A 17019-nucleotide genomic window follows, 5' to 3' on the forward strand; every position below is an offset into this window, starting at 1 on the left:
CCAACTTATAACCAGGATACCAAATGCCCTGAAAAGTAGGGTCTACCAATTCGTAGTGTCCCAAAAGTAGGAGGATTTTCTAATTTCATTTCTACACTCACTCTCGCTCCTGGAGCCAGTTTTAATACTTTCGAAAATTGTATAGCATGTTCGTGAGCGTTATCTCTGACAGGAAATACAAAACTATAACTCCTGTAGTATTGATTTGGCATACTCTCGCTAAGTTTAAAAACAATCTGCGTATCCTCGGCTGGAGAAAATGAGTACATATCAAACTTGGTATTAAAATCAATTTCATAAATCCCATTATCAGGAGCAATAAATTTATTCGGATCAGTGGCAGCATCATTGAGATTAAAATTATTACTTAAATCAAAAAATTCAAAATTAAAAGTGACAGAGTAGAATTGGTCTGACCTTACTGCCTGTGAGTTGCCATCAGCCGAAAAAGCAGGTGTAGTGCGCATGGTTGTTCCGCTTTCAGGGTCTATCCATGCCGAGCCATTGCAATAGAGTATTTTATTCTGAGTAGTGTTAAAAACTACTTTACCCTTATCTGCTACCGTACAGGCAGGGTTTGTACTTACTTTGGGTAGTTGAAAAGTATTGGGTTGTATGGTAACTGCCTGCCCGAAAGTATGAGTAAGAGAAATTATAAAAAAAAATATATAAAGTATCTGTTTCATAGAAGTCTGAGGATTTAAATAGCTCAATTTTCTTTCAAAGAAACAGGGTAAAGATTTCAAAGTCAATCACGGTAAACCGTGATTTTCTGATGTAAAGCGGCTTAAAACGAGAGTATAATAAAAAATTCAGTCCTTATTATAACATTAAATAAAGACTGAACTCAAACCTATCTATAAACAAATTTAATATTTCGCTACCAAATGTCCATCTGCAACTACGCTATTCAGGTATAGCGTACCTGAGCCTCCACCATCATATTTAACAGAAAACTTAACTATTCTCCCTGTAACCAGTTTCAGGCTGATACCCAGAGAAATATCTTCTCCGTTAGATTGAGTGGTTACCGGAGTGGTAAAATAATACGTTTCCCCTGCTCCTTCTTCATCGCCAGAAAAAACTACGAATGTAATCTTGGTTAAGGGGGCTGGAGTAAAACTATTTAAAGAAATTCTTGCCTTTAATTTAAACTCATAAACACCATTTTCATGGGCAATAAAAGTATTTGGTAAATCCTGACTATAATTCAGTTTAAAATTACCTGCTAAATCATAAGTTAAAAAGGTAAATGGAACAGCTTGAAAAGTGTTGGTTAATGAGAATCCTGAACCATTGGTAGCCCTGAATGCAGGCGTAGGGGAAAAAGGCGTACCGGTTTCAGAATTTATCCACGATGTTCCATTACAATAATAAATTTTATTCTGAACTGTATTATAAACCTGTTTACCTCTATCGGCCACCGTACAAGCGGGGTTAGTGGCAAAACGAGGCAATTGTGAGCCATCAGGCTCTAATGTGATTGACTGGGCAAAACTCTGTGCGAAAAAACCTATTATCAGAATTAAAGTAAAAAATGTACGTTTCATGCTATTTTGGTTTAATTGATGAAACGAAGCTAAGTCAATTCAGAATCGTCCACAAAAAAGGCTCATTGACTGGCAGGAATTTATTTGTGAATGGTATTGAACAATGAGTTGAGTGGAATTAGTTAATTTGAAGAAAATACAGAAGTATTTTACTTTATCCGGCTAAACTGAATAAACTTCATAAATAAGGTCTTCTGCCAATTCTGTTTAACAGAGACCCTATTTAAATGGTTAATTTATTGCTTGGCTATTAAATGACCCTCAAAATATACCTTATGTATTCTTAGGGTTCCGGTTGCGGGTGGATCAAATACGTGTACTTTTACAAGAATTCGCTCTCCTGCCACTAAATTAAAATCCTTTGCAGCCAGTAAATGCTTCCAATTATCATTAGCATAAATTGGGAAACCAGATGAATAATGATAGGTACCAAAATTTCCTTCTCTTACAATCGATAAATATACCCGTGTGGTAGATTTAGGTGTATAACTTGTCAACTCCAGATCTCCATAAACCTTAATTGAATAAATTCCATTGGTTGGCACAGTAAATCTGTTGGGAAAATCTTCATCATTTTTAAGAGTTACGCTATTGGTAAGATCATAGATTTTAGAAGACATTTCAACTTCTGACTCATTGCTTGTCAAAATTTTACTTAAAAAACTGTTTACCTGAAAAGCTGGTATTACACTTGTTTCTCCTTCTACCTGGTTGCTTACCCAATTGGTGCCATTACAATAAAGTACTTTATTTGTTACAGTATTATAAATCATTTTACCTTTCTCTGAACTGGCGCAGGTAGGATTAGCAGAAACCTGTGGTAATTGAATGGTATTTGGCTCGATAGTAACCGATTGGGCAAAACTGATTGTGAGGCAGCCCATAAAAAAGATTGTAAAGATTGTTCGTTTCATAAAATTGTTTAAATGATGAAACGAAACTATGACACCAGAAAACCATTCACAAAAATTCCTCAATTAGAGGATAAAAGGCACTATTAAATGGTAGATTTTTTTAATCGAAAGGAAAAGTTTCTTCAGGCAGTTTCGGCTTTTTTATAGAGTTCAATCTTCCTGCCATCAGAATCAGAAGCAATAGCTATGAGGCCAAAATCAGTCTCATTTGGTTCAGCCAGCAAAAAGCCTTGATTTCTTAATACTTCTATTGTTTCATCAAACGTATCTAATTCAAACCCTAATCTTACATATTTATCTGTTTCGGTCTGATTGTTGGCCAATGGGTAGATTTCAAAAATTAATCCATCAATATCAGCAGAATAGTGATAGGGCGATTTACCATGTTTATGATACCCGAATGACAAGCCTAAAAGACTATAAAAATCTGCTAATCTTTTGGGGTCTTGTGTACGAATCACTATCAGTTTAACTTTCATGGTATTCTCACATCTTTGGCGTTATCTTTCAGTTGAGCTATCAGTTTGGCTATATTTCTTTGCATGGTTTCTTCTGTTTTTACATAAGACAGGTATTTCAGAATATCTTTTTTACGGGAAGCCGTCAGGCTGTCAAATGCAGCCTCCAGATTATTTACTTGCAAGGCAGTTGCTAATAAATCCGGCATCGGATAACGTTTGTCTTCAGTTATGGTATCCTGTTCAATTATAAATTCAGCAACCTCACCCATAGCGGTCTTCCCTCCTTTCATCATCAAGAAATTGACAAAAAGCCGATAAGGGGCATTTTTGACAGGCACTAAAGTTTGCGTAAAATCAAAACCATTTATCTTCCCTTTAATTTTGATATAACCTTTTTGTTTAAGCAATTGCGCCGTGATTTCCTCCGGTACATCAACAGCCCAATTGATTCCGGTCTGGTATATTTTTGCTTTGAATCGGTGAGGCATTGTTAAGAAATATCTAATTTATTTCGGTTTAAATATTTTCTAACTTTGAAATCCATTCATTGAATCTTGGAGCTTTATTTCTTATTCTATGTAATCCGATAGCTTCCGAAAGAATGTCTCCATAAACTACTTTATCATATCCTTTAATAATTCTTGCAAGACGATGAGATGGTGAAGTTTCTCTATTAGTATTTATCATTTCCGGATTATCGTAATCTTTGAAAGTACGTTCCAGTTCTTTTTTATTAACAATGTCTTCAATTGGAATCTGCTCATAAATAATATGAATATCATTAAACAATAGCCCTTCAAATTCATGTAATTGAATATACGGAATGAATCTATCATTCAAGTCGATATGAATATCTTTTTTTATATTGCTTTCCAACGAATCCATTCTGGCATTCGGGTCAGCTATTTTCTCCGTTGTTTTCCATTCAGGAAAGCTAAGTTTCGTAAACAGACCATAATAATCAATAAATGTAGTAACTATGGCGAATATATCTGATTTTAAATAGATTTCTATTTCTTTTTTAAGAATCGGCCAACTTACAATGCCTCCTTTAGAACGTTTAATTAAAGCTGCTTGAATATGAATATTTCTTTCTTGAAAATAAGGTTGCAAGACTCTATTACAAAAGGTTTGTTCAGTCTCACCTTCACAAATTATAATAATTCTTTTCATAACCATCAAATAAAATTAGGTTGACCAGAATTAATAATATTTCTTTTCCACAAATCATCAATTGTATAATCTTCTAACCACAGTTGAAGGGTTTCTGAATTTAGTCTTTTAAATATACTTTCTCCATTTATCTGGTCAACAGTAATTATATCCTCCGGTTCAAAATGACTAATTAAATCAGTAGATTGCGTAGCTAATATTACCTGACAACCCTTTGCAGCAACAGATTTGATGAGTCCTGCTAATTTTGCAATAGCTGTTGGGTGAAGCCCCAATTCTGGTTCATCAATAATAATAGTCTCAGGCAAATCAGGCTGCATAAAAAGAACTGTCAGTGCAATAAACCGGATAGTACCATCTGATAAATCATTAACCCCATAGACGGTTGAAGTATATTTACTCTGCCATCGTAATTTTATATTTCCATTCGCTTCCGGTCTTAGGAAAAAACCTAAAAAATAAGGAGCTATCGATTGTATTGTTTTTATTATCAGGTTATAAACTTTAGGATTCTCTTTAGAAATATTAAATAAGAATGCCCCTAAATTGCTACCTTTCTCATACAGATAAAATTTGTCATTTTCTATATTTGATTCTTTGTTAAAAGGAGAATTTTCACCTGTATCATGAAAATGGTATTTGATAACTTGCTTTAGGTAATCAATTATATATTTTGCTCTGGGTAATGACTGGTATTGTAAAACCGATTCGGTACCAAAAGATGCTATTTCAATTGTTGGCTCATAGAATCTGTTATACCACATTCCTTCATGTATAAATATAAAACTAACATCTCCCTTTTTTAAAACAAATGAATACCCATTAGTACTTTTAAAATACAAATGGCATGATATTTCATTGGTTATCTTGTCATCTTTATGCAAAAAAGTATCAATACCTTTAAGAGCTACAAACTCCTGAAGGTTTCTTCTATATATTTGTTTTAGGAAATCAAAAAAAGAAAGAAAGTTACTTTTGCCACTTCCATTAGCCCCAATAAGAATATTGATTGGTCTTAGTGGCAAATCCAATTCCTTTATTGATTTATACCCTTTAATCTCTATTCTTTCCATATTGTTCTTCAAATACTGTTGATTTAACAAAGATATAAATTCAACAAATAAATATAGCTTTTAGCAATAAATTGTATAATGCTTTATAACTTAAAGTTATATCTTTTCTCATCACCTATACCCCTCCGCCTGCAAATAAAATAATTCGGCGTATCGGCCTTTTTTTGCCAGTAACTCTTCATGGCTTCCGATTTCCAGTAACTCGCCTTTGTCTAATACTAAAATACGGTCGGCCATTCTTACGGTTGAGAATCGGTGAGAGATTAGCACGGCTGTCTTGCCTTTGGTAAGTTCGGCAAAGCGGCGGAATACCTCATATTCAGCACGGGCATCAAGGGCGGCGGTTGGTTCATCTAAAATAATGACATTGGCTTCACGCAGGTAAGCACGGGCAAGGGCAACTTTCTGCCATTCCCCACCCGATAATTCAACCCCTTTGGCAAATCGTCGGCCAAGTGGCTGGCTGTATTTCAAAGGAAGTTTTTCAATCACACTATCTGCCAGACTTTGCGCTGCTGCCCGTTCCAGATGATTGGGTTTATCCAATGAGTCAATATCGCCCACCGCAATATTATCTCCTGCCGTAAACTGAAAACGCTGAAAATCCTGAAAAATAACGCCCATCTGCTGACGTAGTTCTGTCAGGTCATATTCTTTCAAATCATAGCCATCTAACAAGATTCTACCCTCGTCGGGGTCGTATAGTCGGGCTAAGAGTTTTACCAAAGTGGTTTTGCCTGAGCCATTCTCTCCTACTAATGCCAGTTTTTCACCTACTTTTAAAGTAAAGCTCAGGTGTCGGTTAGCCCATCGTTCCGAGTTTGGATATCTGAATCCCACATTCTCAAAAGTAAAACCCTCTTGAATGGGGTTAGGGATAGGTCTTGGTTTAGATGGAGAAACAATGCCGGGGGTTATTTTATAGAAGTCAAATAAATCATTGAGGTACAAAGCTCCTTGTGAAATACTGTTGAAACGCCCTAAAAGGCTTTCTAATAAAGATTGTAATTGCCGGAAAGAGCCTGTCAGAAACGTAAGGCTACCAATACTTACCACACCCTTTACAGTTTCAAACACAATGATACTATACGCCGAAAAATAGCCGATTGTACCGATAGCCACTAAAAGACTCCCACATGATGCCCTTTGAATGGTTAGCTTTTTGTTTTCGTTGAAATAACGGTCAGATAAATTTCGGAAACGCTCTATCAGAAAACCCGACAGGCCGAATAGTTTTACTTCTTTGGCGGTTTCATCGCTTGCACCTATGTATCGGTAATAATCAAGCTCCCGACGCTGGGGTGTCCAACCCCGTTGAAGCGAATAGCTTCGGGCATTAAAATGTAGTTCTCCGATAAAAGAGGGAATTACAGCTACCAGTAACAGCAATATTAACCAGGGATTAAACGCTACTAAACCAACCAGTAAACTACCCATAGTAATGGCATCTTGCCCCTGTGCCAATGTCTGCGACAATAAAGCAGTCCGGCCTGATACCTGTTGTCTCGCTCTTTCGAGTTTGTCGTAAAAGGTTGCATCTTCAAACTGAGCCAAATCCAATGAGGCGGCGTGTTCCATCAGTTTCACAGACGTTTTATTGGCAAACATATCGCCGAGGAGGCTGTCAGTCAGACTAATGCCTCTGGCCAGTAAATCGCTGATGATAACCAGGCCAAACTCCAAACCAATTAAAACCCATAAATGATTGTAATCAGCTGTTTTTTTATCAATCAGCAATATTACTTCGTCAATAATCAGTTTGCCTGTGTATAAAACCAATAAAGGAATAAAGGAACGGATAAGCCTTAACAGTATGTTTCCTGATGCCAGTGCAGGCGAAGTCTGGTAAACTTCTTTAATAAAAGTGGGCAGGTTATTGAGCGCTTTCAGCCTTTGTCGTAAATCTACTTTATCTTCCTTTTCTTCCTTCGGGGTTCTGGCCATTTTCTGTCGTATCGTTTGTGTGATAAACAGCTATGTGGTTAGTTTAGGTTCAATTGTTTTTTTCAATTACTAATCAAAATTTATACAATTATATTACCACTGAGGTTCACAGATTTACACAGAGGAACTCTGTTCAACTCAATGAATAACCCTGAAACGCTCCGTGGCTTAAATTTTGTACATTTTAAAGAAAAAAAGTCCATTCATTTACGCAGAAGAATTAAATTACTACATTTGCTTTTAAACCTAATTATCTATCATTTTGTCATCAAACACATGAAAATTCTTCTCTGCGCTTTGCTGATGTGTAGTTTTTTTACCGTTGTTGCCCAAACCGATAATATAGAGACCGAAATCAATAATCAGGTGTGGTTGCCATTCATCAAGACCTATAGTAGTATGGATGCCATAGGTTTTATGAATCTTCATTCAAGAGATTTGTTGCGTGTGCCTGTCGATTCTAAAAAGATTTATAACTACGAAGAATATAGCCTGAATAACCAGCAGAGCAATGAATATAATTTCAGACATAAAAGACATCAAACCATTGAGTTCAGTTTTGAAGAGCGGGTGCATAACGAAACCGCTGCTTTTGAAACCGGCTATTATAAAGTAACTTCGACTGATTCCAACGGGAAGTCGAGTACTTTTTATGGAAAATTCACGGTAGTGCTCAGAAAAACTGACGACCGATGGAAAATAGTTCTCGATAGCGATACCAGCAAAAATATAACAGAGTCTATGTTCCTGAAAGGAAAAAAATTATAGCCTGAACACAGCATGAAAAAACTCTTTACCAACCTTACTTTCTGGGTATTAACTGCCATTATCTTAGGTGTTCTATTGGGTCATTACAATCCTGAATTTGCCTTAAAACCTATTCTCGAAAAGGGGGTCAAGCTCAATCTTTTTATTTCAGAATTTGAAATAAAAACCACATTCAGCGAATTTCTGAGCAGTATTTTTATCAGTACTGTAAAACTCTTTATTAATCCTATCATTTTTCTTACCATCACCCTCGGTATCATTTCGATGGGCGATCTGAAAAAGGTGGGTAAGGTAGGTGCCAAAGCCCTCATTTATTTTGAAATAGTAACCACCGTTGCATTAATTATAGGCATTTTAGTAGCGAATATTTTACGTCCGGGTGATGGGGTAGTTACGCAGGATATTAAAGGCGGCGATATATCTAAATATACCCAGAGTGCCGAGCAGTTCAGTTGGGTTAAATTCTTTTGGGATAATGTAACCCTACAGGTATTGGTAGTAGCTATTGTTTTAGGCGTTGCTCTGAGCAATTATTCCGGTCGTCAGGCAGTAGTCAATTTCCTCTCTCCTATTTCCAAGAAAGTTTTCTGGGCTTTGCATAAAGTCATGCTGCTGGCACCCATCGGTGCTTTCGGGGGTATGGCTTTTACCATTGCCAAATATGGTATCAAAACCCTGTTGCCATTGGCAAAACTGATGGGTACGGTTTATACTACCATGGCTCTTTTCATTTTTGTAGTGCTTTATTTTATTCTACGCTACTATAAAATCAGTCTGTGGGGGTTTCTGAAATATATCAGAGAAGAATTACTGATTGTGCTGGGCACTTCATCGTCAGAGGCTGCACTGCCTTCATTGATGGAAAAATTAGAGGAAATGGGTTGTTCCAAATCAGTGGTGGGTCTGGTGGTTCCGGCAGGGTATTCGTTTAATCTCGACGGTACTACTATTTATCTATCTATGGCGGTTATTTTTCTGGCACAGGTATTCAATGTGCACTTAGATATTCAGCAGATTCTGACCATTATCGGCATTCTGATGGTAACATCTAAGGGCGCTGCAGGCGTAACCGGAAGTGGGTTTATTGTACTGGCTTCTACCCTGACAGCCATTAAAGTGATTCCGGTAGAGGGGCTTGCGCTCTTGCTGGGCGTTGACAGATTCATGTCTGAAGCCCGTGCCATTACCAATTTTATCGGCAATGGTGTGGCAACAGTCTGGATATCGAACAACGAGAATGAATTTGACCGCAACAAAATGAATTATGCTTTTAAACATATTGAAGCTACAGAGAATATTATCACCGACAATATTAAAAACTGATTACCTTTCATTAATTACACCATCATCATAGCCTGTTTTATCGGCTAAAAACAACATTTTCTTTCTATCTAACAATTTTCTATGCTTACCTTTGCGCATAGAAACAAAACTTATTCGAAATGAGTACGAAGAAAACACTGAAAGAAGAAGCCTTATATTACCATGCCAAGGGACGACCGGGCAAAATTGAGGTGATTCCATCGAAAGAAACAGCCACTCAAAGAGACTTAACGTTAGCCTACTCGCCCGGAGTTGCCGACCCTTGTATGGCCATTTTTGAAAACCCTGAAGATGTTTATAAATATACCGCCAAGGGTAATCTGGTAGCGGTGATTTCAAACGGCACAGCTGTGTTGGGTCTGGGTGATATAGGGCCAGAAGCAAGTAAACCCGTAATGGAGGGAAAAGGGCTTTTATTTAAAATATATGCCGATATTGACGTATTTGACATTGAACTCAATACAACAAATGTAGATGAGTTTGTAAGAACAGTAAAGATTCTTGAACCCACTTTTGGCGGAGTAAATTTAGAAGATATTTCAGCACCGGAATGTTTTGAAATAGAAGAAAGGCTGAAAGCTGAAATGAATATTCCGGTGATGCACGACGACCAGCATGGTACCGCTATTATTTCGGCGGCGGCTTTGTTGAATGCGCTTGAACTGGTAAACAAAAAATTTGAAGATGTAAAAATCGTGATTAACGGTGCCGGAGCTTCGGCTATTTCGTGTACCCGTTTATACAATTCTTTAGGCGCACAGAAAAAAAATATTTTTATGTTCGACAGCAAGGGGCTTATTCACCCAAGCCGCACGAATTTAGACGGAAAAAAAATAGAGTTTGCCAATGATGCCCTGCCTGCCGAAACTACGCTGGCTGATGCGCTGGCTGGCGCAGATGTTTTTATCGGTTTATCGAAAGGCAATACATTGAAACAGGAAATGGTGCAGTCGATGGCGAAAGATTGTATTGTGTTTGCCATGGCAAACCCTACCCCTGAGATTTCGTACGACGAAGCGATGGCCGCCCGTGAGGACATTATTTTTGCTACCGGACGTTCAGATTATCCGAATCAGGTAAACAATGTTTTAGGGTTCCCTTATATATTCAGAGGAGCCTTAGATGTGCGCTCGAAGGTAATTAATGAAGAAATGAAATTAGCTGCGGTAAGAGCATTGGCAGAACTGGCTAAAAAACCTGTGCCTGATATTGTGAATCTGGCGTATGGCGAAAACAATATGATTTTCGGCAAAAAATATATTATTCCGAAACCGGTTGACCCACGCCTACTAACTACGGTTGCTCCGGCAGTGGCAAAAGCGGCAATGGATACAGGTGTAGCCAAATTCCCGATTATTGACTGGGAAGCGTACGACACGCAATTATCGAAACGATTAGGACAAGACAATACACTCAGCAAAGTAATTATTACCAAAGCGAAGCAGAACCTGAAACGTGTGGTTTTTGCCGATGCTGAGAACCTAACGGTGTTAAAGGCGGCTCAACAGGTAATTGATGATGGCATTGCTATTCCGATTCTGTTAGGTAACGAAAACAGAATCAATCAACTGGTATATGAGAATCATATTGATGTGGCCGGGGTTGAAATTATAGACCCTCGTTCACACAAGGAAGAACCACGTTTGCAGAAATTCGGTGATATTTTTTACGAAAAGCGTAAACGTAAAGGTCTTAATAAATTTGAGGCCAGGATATCAATGCTTAACCGGAATTACTTTGGGGCAATGATGGTAGAAACCGGAGAAGCCGATGCCATGATTGGTGGTATGACCCGAAATTATCCTGAAACCATTCGTCCTGCTTTACAGATTATCGGTCGTCAGGAGGGTGTAAAGAAAGTATCAGGTATGTATATCCTGATGAGTCGTTTCGGCCCTTTATTCTTAGCCGATACCACGGTTAATTTCAACCCGACTACCGAAGAAATTGTAGAGATTACTGAATTAGCCGCAAAAGAGGTGGAGAAATTTAATATCAAACCACGTATTGCCTTACTCACTTACTCTAACTTTGGCAGTGCCGATGGTGAAGATGCCCTGAAAATGCAACGTGCGGTAGCAATTCTGAAAGAAAAACACCCTACTATGATTGTTGATGGTGAGATGCAGGCGCACTTACCTTTTGATTTGGATTTATTGCGTGAAAATCACCCGTTCTGCGATTTGATAGATGGTGGAGCCAACACCCTAATTTTCCCTAATCTATCAGCATCGAACATTGCCTATAATCTGGTAAAAGAAATAGCCAATATCGAAAAAATCGGCCCAATACTATTAGGTATGAAAAAACCTGTTCACGTATTGCAGTTAGGTAGCTCTGTGCGAGAAATTGTAAACATGGTGGCTATTGCTGTGGTAGATGCGCATGCAAAATAAGAGATATTGACTATTTTCAGAAAGGCATTGGCTGTAAAGGCTGATGCCTTTTTTTTATACCGATGTAGTAGTACTTACTTCGTGAAACTTTATATTAATATTTCTCAGAACATTAAAAGATGAACTCTTTAAATGCTGGGAGGTATCAAATAACTGAAAGGTTCAATGGGGATATTCCGCAGAACTGAAAAAAGAATAACCAATACTAAGATGGATAACACTACCTTACGTGAGTAAAATACAGCAGGAAAGATTTTTTTACCGCTTAATTCTTCTGCCAGTTTGAGGCCTGCAACGGGTAGTACCAAAAAAATCAGGAAGTTATTTTGTGCAGCGTAGGCTACTTGTCCGTGCAATAAGGCATGAAAAGCCCGTTGCCCACCACAACCCGGACAATGTAAGCCCGTTGTTTTGTTGAATATACACTGCATATTGGGCAAAAAACCTAACGATGGAAAATAAAAATAATAAGCGGTAATAGTGAGTACTATTACCGCCAGCAATATTTTATAAAATAACTTATGAGTCATAAGCTTATCTTTATGAACCTGTTTAAACTTTTTATTTACTGACGAGAATGTGATATTTTTTAATCAGATGAGATTATTTGTTGAGTGCGTAGCAGAGCTACGGACGAAATAAATAAGTGAAATATGATTGAAAAATAGCCATTCGTAGTCGAAAGAAATAAGTTTAAACAGGTTCTATGCTTCAATAACAAATGTCTTAGCCGCCATATCGTGTAAATTCTGCTCTTCTTTATTAAACAAACATACCATTAATAATAGAAAACAGAACTGACCTGACACGTATTTTACCAATGCTCTGATGAAAGCGTCGCCTGTTGTCAGTTGTTCGCCGTTTTCTTTTACTACTTTTATTTTCATGATACTTTTGCCAAGTGTGCCTTGTCTTGGTGAGGCGGTGAGTAACGCATCATAAATAATCGGTGCTACCATAGCAATGAGTATTATCCCGAAAATACTTATTCCGCCTGTTACAGCCATTGCGGCGGCTTCGCCATCAGTGAGGTCTCTGCCACCTCCTAAACCTAAAAAAGCAAAAATTCCCCCAAAAGGAATCAATATTAGAGAAAAAGCAATACCAAGAATAATACCATCAATAATATAAGCAAGAAAACGTTTGCCGAAGCCGGCCATGCGGTAATTGTTCATAATTGAATTTGTTTAGAGGTTTAGATATGAGAATGGTTTAGATGAATAAACTTTACCAAATCTAAAAAATATTTCCAGACAAATGCAAACTTTACCCTTAAAATATCCTACTAATCAAACACTTGCGTAATTATTTTTTATTAAATGGCAATCACCGTTTTTCTGGCAAATCGGCAACTTTTACTTTTTCAAAAACATCAATATAACTTTTGGCACTGGCATTGTATATTTTTATTCCAAGGCTTTTGGCATATTTGCCTAAGACCTCGTACCCATAAAATGCCTTGTGCAATGAAAACAACTGCTGACTCATATACGAATTTTCTTTGACAGCTATATCAATATCTTTATGCTGATAAAAATGGCTGTCGCTTACCACCATATTATTGTTTTCGTCGAGCTTTATCATTTCATGCCACGAATGGTCGGCCCCAAACAGATAAATCTCTTTAAAACCCATGTTAATGGCATAAAACAAAGTAGCCACCAGTACATTCTGGCATTGCGGCATACCTAAACCCCGTCTGAAAAACCAGTAGGCAAGCCATCGGTAACCCGTAACAATAGTATAGTTATAAGGAATCAATCTGATGTTCGGATTAGCCCTGAACTGGCTCACAAAAAACGCTGATTTCAGCATTTGATATGGCACATACAAATTCATTTCCCAGGTTGTCAGATTTGCCATCGCCTTCAATCCATCCTGACAGGAATGAGCCGGATTCAAAAACGACATATCTAAAATCAAGTAATTTTTTGGCTTTAGCTCTATATATTCAGGTGTAACCGAAAACAGATTAACCGCAAACAATTCAAGTTTTTTTATAAAGGCAAGGTCTTTCTGCAACGAGGTTTTTAATGATGGCCCATTCCCTAAAACTCCGCAATACGGGCTACCTGCCCTAACTTTTCTCACTGAAAACTTAGATAAAAAAAGTACTTTTATAACCGAGATACTACTATTTATAAACAGACTGATGGCTTGCTGTACAGCCAATAAGAAGTTAATCATACAAACGGGTTTTCGACAAAATAAACCTAATCTTATATTAAATCAAAGAGGTCTTTTACACCCAGCATTTTGGTTTTGGTATAGCCTTCGCCAAATCTGGCACCGATAGCGTGTCCCATTTCCTGCGAGCGGGCTTTTAAAAACTCTAAAAACTCAGGGCTGGTAAGGTACGATTCAGGTTCAGCACTATTAGGGTCATAAAACTGGCTTTTATAAGCACGGATAGATGCCTCTTTCAAATCCCAGTACTGAGAAATATCCACCACCAAATCAGGCTTGATATAACGGTCTTGTATGTAGTGATATAAAAATTTCGGGCGCCATGCGGCCTGTGGAGTACCATCTTCATGATAGGTTTTTATCATACGTAAACCCGATAAAAAACAGGCATCTACTGCCAAGGCAGCTCCTTTGCCATGGTCAGGATGACGGTCTTCTATGGCATTAGCCAATACTATATCAGGCTGATAGCGACGAATAGCCGTGATTAATTTCATCTGATGTTCTTCATCATTTTTGAAAAAACCATCTCTGAAACCAAGATTCTCACGTATTGAGATTTTTAAAATATCAGAAGCCGCTTTTGCTTCTGATGCCCTTATTTCGGGTGTTCCTCTTGTTCCTAATTCTCCCTGGGTAAAATCTACAATGCCTACTTTTCTACCTTTTTCAATAGCCATAGCCATCGTTCCACCGCACGACATTTCTGCATCGTCAGGATGGGCGGCCATTACCAATATATCTAATTTCATATATAATTTTTGAATGAATTATTTAATGAATGGCGAATTAGCGAATTGTGAATTAGTGAATATTTTTATTCTTTGCGTTTACAGTACTTTAATTAAATAATCGCAACTACAACGACCGCCTAATTCTTCATATATTTATAAAAAAAAAGCGACGTAAATAGTTTCACGTCGCTATTAAAATATATTTTTGCACTATTATTTGACTCTTAAACGATAACCTGGACGAAGTTTGGTATTGGTTCTGATACGGTTCATTTTTGCCAGATTACCTACTGTAGTATGCCAGCGGTCTGCAATTTCAGAAAGAGTATCACCTGAGCGAACTCTTATCCATTTTTTGGTAGTTACTACCTGTGGTTCATCAAACTCAAAATCGCCTTTACTTGCGCCACCTCTCAGGTAATCGTACACACGTGAGGTCATGGTAAATTCGGCGGCATTGATGTCAATTTTTTCAGGATTAAAAGTAAAAATGTTTTTCGGGTCAAACGGATTACCTTCGTAACGGGTTTCAAAATGCAGGTGAGGGCCTGAACTTCTTCCGGTATTACCCCCTTTTCCTATTTCTTCTCCGGCTTTTACTACCGTGTTGGCTTCAAAATTAATTTTCGACAAGTGCCCATAAAGTGTTTCCAGCCCATTGTAGTGTCTTACTACCACGCAACGGCCATAGCCCCCATGTACCCCTGCTACACGCACAATGCCGTCGAAAGCGGCATAAATTGGCTCGCCTGTATCAAGGTCTAAATCAATACCCGTATGCCAGCGGCGCCATCTCCAGCCAAACTGAGAGTTGGTAACCCCTTTAGCCATAGGTCCTGACCAGTATCTGCCTTGCGAAATATCATATAGCTGAATCGGCACTACTTCTTCATAATCTTTGGCATCAATGCCGTAGGGGTCAATTACATCGGTATTCCATACAGAAAAATAACTGGCAATTTTTACCATATCGTCGCTCCCTGCAAACTGCGCTACCTCTTCAATTTCTACAATCTCTATTTCTCCTTCATCAATAGAAGAAGTATCTTCATGCACGGCAGCATTCAGCTCTTTGATAGGCTCAATTTTCAATCCTGAGCTTTTCTCGGTTTTGGGTGCTTCAAACTCATTAATAAAACGCAGTTTAGGCTCTTCTTCAAAACTAAACTCGTCGTCCTGTTTCTGAGGTTTATTAAGGTTTTTGTTTTTCGCTTCTTTCTGGGTCGAAGGAATAGTTGGTTTATTCAATCTTACGCCCCTTTCTTTGGGTGCCTGAGCATAGCCAGCACTTACAAGAAAAAACAAAGCAATAATGGTAAATAAAGCCTTTCTCATTTTGTATTTTTGATTTTAGGTTGCTCTATAAAAATATATAAGACCGAGCAACCTGACACAATCTTATAACAATATTAGTCATTTTTATTGTCTAATGCAAGCTTTTCTCTGCCAGATAGCGTTCTGCATCTAAAGCAGCCATACAACCCGACCCGGCTGCTGTAACCGCCTGACGGTAGATTTTATCCTGCGCATCGCCGCAGGCAAACACACCTTCTACGTTTGTTTTTGAGCTGCCTTTGATGGTTTCAAGATAACCAGCCTCGTCCATATCTAAAAATCCTTCAAAGATTTGGGTATTAGGCTGATGGCCGATAGCTACAAAAAATCCGGTTACATCTAAAACCGACTCCTCGTTTGTGATATTGTTTTTAATTCTGACACCCGTTACGCCCTCACTTCCCAACACTTCCATGGTCTCGGTATGGTACAGAATCTCAATATTAGGTGTATTTTCTACACGTTTCTGCATAATCTGCGAGGCTCTGAACTCTCCCTTACGCACCAGCATATATACTTTTTTGCAGAGCTTCGATAAATAATGTGCCTCTTCGCAAGCGGTATCTCCTGCCCCTACTATGGCTACATTCTGCCCTCTGAAAAAGAATCCGTCACAAACGGCACAGGCAGAAACCCCATATCCGTTCAGGCGTTGTTCTGATTCAAGACCCAACCACTTGGCCGATGCACCCGTAGCAATAATAACGGTTTGAGCTATGATTTCGTGTGTATCGTCAATAATAACTTTGTGTGCCAACGGGGTCGAAAAATCCACCTTCGTAGCCATTCCCCATCTATTGTCAGTGCCAAAACGTTCGGCTTGTTTTTTAAAGTCTTCCATCATTTCAGGGCCCATAATTCCATCTGGATAGCCCGGAAAATTTTCAACGTCGGTGGTAATAGTTAATTGTCCTCCCGGTTGGCCGCCCTGATACATTACCGGTTTTAAACCTGCTCTTGCTGCGTAAATTGCCGCTGTATAGCCAGCCGGACCTGAGCCCAAAATCAACACTTCTACTTTTTCTTGTGCCATTATATTGATAATCGTGAATGTAATAATGTATTATCTTCGGTAACTGTTACAAACAGCACCTTGCTGATAAATGAACATAGTTTCAGAGGCACAAAGTTCATCAAATTTGGCGGGATAGACAAATTAGA

17 protein-coding genes are annotated in these 17019 nt (G+C 38.2%); 3 read left to right on the forward strand and 14 right to left on the reverse strand.

The genetic code is table 11. The features are described from left to right. Nucleotides 1-5: 5 nt before the first annotated feature. The 8 genes from EWM59_RS03580 to EWM59_RS03615 form a co-directional block, all read right to left on the reverse strand. Nucleotides 6-686: a hypothetical protein gene (locus EWM59_RS03580; RefSeq protein ID WP_130019579.1), complete on the reverse strand. Its 681-nt coding sequence runs from the start codon at nt 684-686 to the stop codon at nt 6-8. Nucleotides 687-869: 183 nt separating this feature from the next. Continuing rightward, nucleotides 870-1550 carry a hypothetical protein gene (locus EWM59_RS03585; RefSeq protein ID WP_130019580.1) on the reverse strand — a complete coding sequence of 227 codons (681 nt, stop codon included), beginning with the start codon at nt 1548-1550 and terminating at the stop codon, nt 870-872. 236 nt (nt 1551-1786) lie between these two features. After that, nucleotides 1787-2464, reverse strand: a complete 678-nt coding sequence (locus tag EWM59_RS03590) for a hypothetical protein (protein ID WP_130019581.1) — start codon at nt 2462-2464, stop codon at nt 1787-1789. Nucleotides 2465-2586: 122 nt separating this feature from the next. Further along, nucleotides 2587-2943: a VOC family protein gene (locus EWM59_RS03595; protein WP_130019582.1), complete on the reverse strand. Its 357-nt coding sequence runs from the start codon at nt 2941-2943 to the stop codon at nt 2587-2589. Then, nucleotides 2940-3413 (reverse strand): YdeI/OmpD-associated family protein, encoded by a 474-nt coding sequence (locus EWM59_RS03600; RefSeq protein WP_130019583.1) that lies wholly within the window; start codon nt 3411-3413, stop codon nt 2940-2942. Before EWM59_RS03600 ends, EWM59_RS03595 begins: the two co-directional genes overlap by 4 nt. A gap of 28 nt (nt 3414-3441) precedes the next feature. Next, the gene (locus EWM59_RS03605; RefSeq protein ID WP_130019584.1) at nt 3442-4098 is read right to left on the reverse strand and encodes a DUF4276 family protein; all 657 of its coding nucleotides are present in this window, start codon (nt 4096-4098) and stop codon (nt 3442-3444) included. A 5-nt stretch (nt 4099-4103) separates the two neighbouring features. Beyond that, on the reverse strand, nt 4104-5171 hold the full coding sequence (locus tag EWM59_RS03610; protein ID WP_130019585.1) for an AAA family ATPase: 1068 nt from the start codon (nt 5169-5171) through the stop codon (nt 4104-4106). Nucleotides 5172-5282: 111 nt separating this feature from the next. Further along, nucleotides 5283-7115: an ABC transporter ATP-binding protein gene (locus tag EWM59_RS03615; protein WP_130019586.1), complete on the reverse strand. Its 1833-nt coding sequence runs from the start codon at nt 7113-7115 to the stop codon at nt 5283-5285. A gap of 276 nt (nt 7116-7391) precedes the next feature. On the opposite strand from EWM59_RS03615, the gene EWM59_RS03620 reads away from it, so the two are divergent. From EWM59_RS03620 to EWM59_RS03630, 3 genes are all read left to right on the forward strand, one after another. Then, the gene (locus tag EWM59_RS03620) at nt 7392-7883 is read left to right on the forward strand and encodes a YybH family protein (protein WP_130019587.1); all 492 of its coding nucleotides are present in this window, start codon (nt 7392-7394) and stop codon (nt 7881-7883) included. Between the two features lie 12 nt (nt 7884-7895). Beyond that, nucleotides 7896-9206: a cation:dicarboxylate symporter family transporter gene (locus EWM59_RS03625; protein ID WP_130019588.1), complete on the forward strand. Its 1311-nt coding sequence runs from the start codon at nt 7896-7898 to the stop codon at nt 9204-9206. 119 nt (nt 9207-9325) lie between these two features. Continuing rightward, complete coding sequence (locus EWM59_RS03630) at nt 9326-11602, forward strand: NADP-dependent malic enzyme (RefSeq protein ID WP_130019589.1); 2277 nt, start codon at nt 9326-9328, stop codon at nt 11600-11602. 128 nt (nt 11603-11730) lie between these two features. Here EWM59_RS03630 and EWM59_RS03635 read toward each other — a convergent pair whose 3' ends face one another. The 6 genes from EWM59_RS03635 to trxB form a co-directional block, all read right to left on the reverse strand. Next, nucleotides 11731-12132 carry a DUF2752 domain-containing protein gene (locus EWM59_RS03635; RefSeq protein WP_130019590.1) on the reverse strand — a complete coding sequence of 134 codons (402 nt, stop codon included), beginning with the start codon at nt 12130-12132 and terminating at the stop codon, nt 11731-11733. A 174-nt stretch (nt 12133-12306) separates the two neighbouring features. Beyond that, a complete protein-coding gene (locus EWM59_RS03640; RefSeq protein WP_130019591.1) occupies nt 12307-12777 on the reverse strand; it encodes an RDD family protein in 471 nt (156 codons plus the stop codon). Nucleotides 12778-12928: 151 nt separating this feature from the next. Next, nucleotides 12929-13789 carry a motility associated factor glycosyltransferase family protein gene (locus tag EWM59_RS03645; RefSeq protein WP_130019592.1) on the reverse strand — a complete coding sequence of 287 codons (861 nt, stop codon included), beginning with the start codon at nt 13787-13789 and terminating at the stop codon, nt 12929-12931. Nucleotides 13790-13821: 32 nt separating this feature from the next. Further along, complete coding sequence (bshB1, locus tag EWM59_RS03650; RefSeq protein WP_130019593.1) at nt 13822-14541, reverse strand: bacillithiol biosynthesis deacetylase BshB1; 720 nt, start codon at nt 14539-14541, stop codon at nt 13822-13824. A 195-nt stretch (nt 14542-14736) separates the two neighbouring features. After that, on the reverse strand, nt 14737-15858 hold the full coding sequence (locus EWM59_RS03655) for a M23 family metallopeptidase (RefSeq protein ID WP_130019594.1): 1122 nt from the start codon (nt 15856-15858) through the stop codon (nt 14737-14739). Between the two features lie 91 nt (nt 15859-15949). Further along, nucleotides 15950-16891 (reverse strand): thioredoxin-disulfide reductase, encoded by a 942-nt coding sequence (gene trxB / locus EWM59_RS03660; RefSeq protein ID WP_130019595.1) that lies wholly within the window; start codon nt 16889-16891, stop codon nt 15950-15952. Between the last annotated feature and the right edge of the window lie 128 nt (nt 16892-17019).

Source organism: Emticicia agri, assembly GCF_004168285.1.
In the GTDB taxonomy this organism is placed as follows: Bacteria; Bacteroidota; Bacteroidia; order Cytophagales; family Spirosomataceae; genus Emticicia; species Emticicia agri.

Bases quoted from the DNA above. Each gene is read 5' to 3' on its own strand.
- EWM59_RS03640 (WP_130019591.1), bottom strand. From the start codon at position 12,777: ATGAACAATTACCGCATGGCCGGCTTCGGCAAACGTTTTCTTGCTTAT.
- EWM59_RS03615 (WP_130019586.1), bottom strand. From the start codon at position 7,115: ATGGCCAGAACCCCGAAGGAAGAAAAGGAAGATAAAGTAGATTTACGA.
- EWM59_RS03630 (WP_130019589.1), top strand. From the start codon at position 9,326: ATGAGTACGAAGAAAACACTGAAAGAAGAAGCCTTATATTACCATGCC.
- EWM59_RS03635 (WP_130019590.1), bottom strand. From the start codon at position 12,132: ATGACTCATAAGTTATTTTATAAAATATTGCTGGCGGTAATAGTACTC.
- EWM59_RS03620 (WP_130019587.1), top strand. From the start codon at position 7,392: ATGAAAATTCTTCTCTGCGCTTTGCTGATGTGTAGTTTTTTTACCGTT.
- EWM59_RS03595 (WP_130019582.1), bottom strand. From the start codon at position 2,943: ATGAAAGTTAAACTGATAGTGATTCGTACACAAGACCCCAAAAGATTA.
- EWM59_RS03655 (WP_130019594.1), bottom strand. From the start codon at position 15,858: ATGAGAAAGGCTTTATTTACCATTATTGCTTTGTTTTTTCTTGTAAGT.
- EWM59_RS03625 (WP_130019588.1), top strand. From the start codon at position 7,896: ATGAAAAAACTCTTTACCAACCTTACTTTCTGGGTATTAACTGCCATT.
- EWM59_RS03580 (WP_130019579.1), bottom strand. From the start codon at position 686: ATGAAACAGATACTTTATATATTTTTTTTTATAATTTCTCTTACTCAT.
- bshB1 (WP_130019593.1), bottom strand. From the start codon at position 14,541: ATGAAATTAGATATATTGGTAATGGCCGCCCATCCTGACGATGCAGAA.
- EWM59_RS03610 (WP_130019585.1), bottom strand. From the start codon at position 5,171: ATGGAAAGAATAGAGATTAAAGGGTATAAATCAATAAAGGAATTGGAT.
- EWM59_RS03600 (WP_130019583.1), bottom strand. From the start codon at position 3,413: ATGCCTCACCGATTCAAAGCAAAAATATACCAGACCGGAATCAATTGG.
- EWM59_RS03645 (WP_130019592.1), bottom strand. From the start codon at position 13,789: ATGATTAACTTCTTATTGGCTGTACAGCAAGCCATCAGTCTGTTTATA.
- EWM59_RS03585 (WP_130019580.1), bottom strand. From the start codon at position 1,550: ATGAAACGTACATTTTTTACTTTAATTCTGATAATAGGTTTTTTCGCA.
- EWM59_RS03590 (WP_130019581.1), bottom strand. From the start codon at position 2,464: ATGAAACGAACAATCTTTACAATCTTTTTTATGGGCTGCCTCACAATC.
- EWM59_RS03605 (WP_130019584.1), bottom strand. From the start codon at position 4,098: ATGAAAAGAATTATTATAATTTGTGAAGGTGAGACTGAACAAACCTTT.
- trxB (WP_130019595.1), bottom strand. From the start codon at position 16,891: ATGGCACAAGAAAAAGTAGAAGTGTTGATTTTGGGCTCAGGTCCGGCT.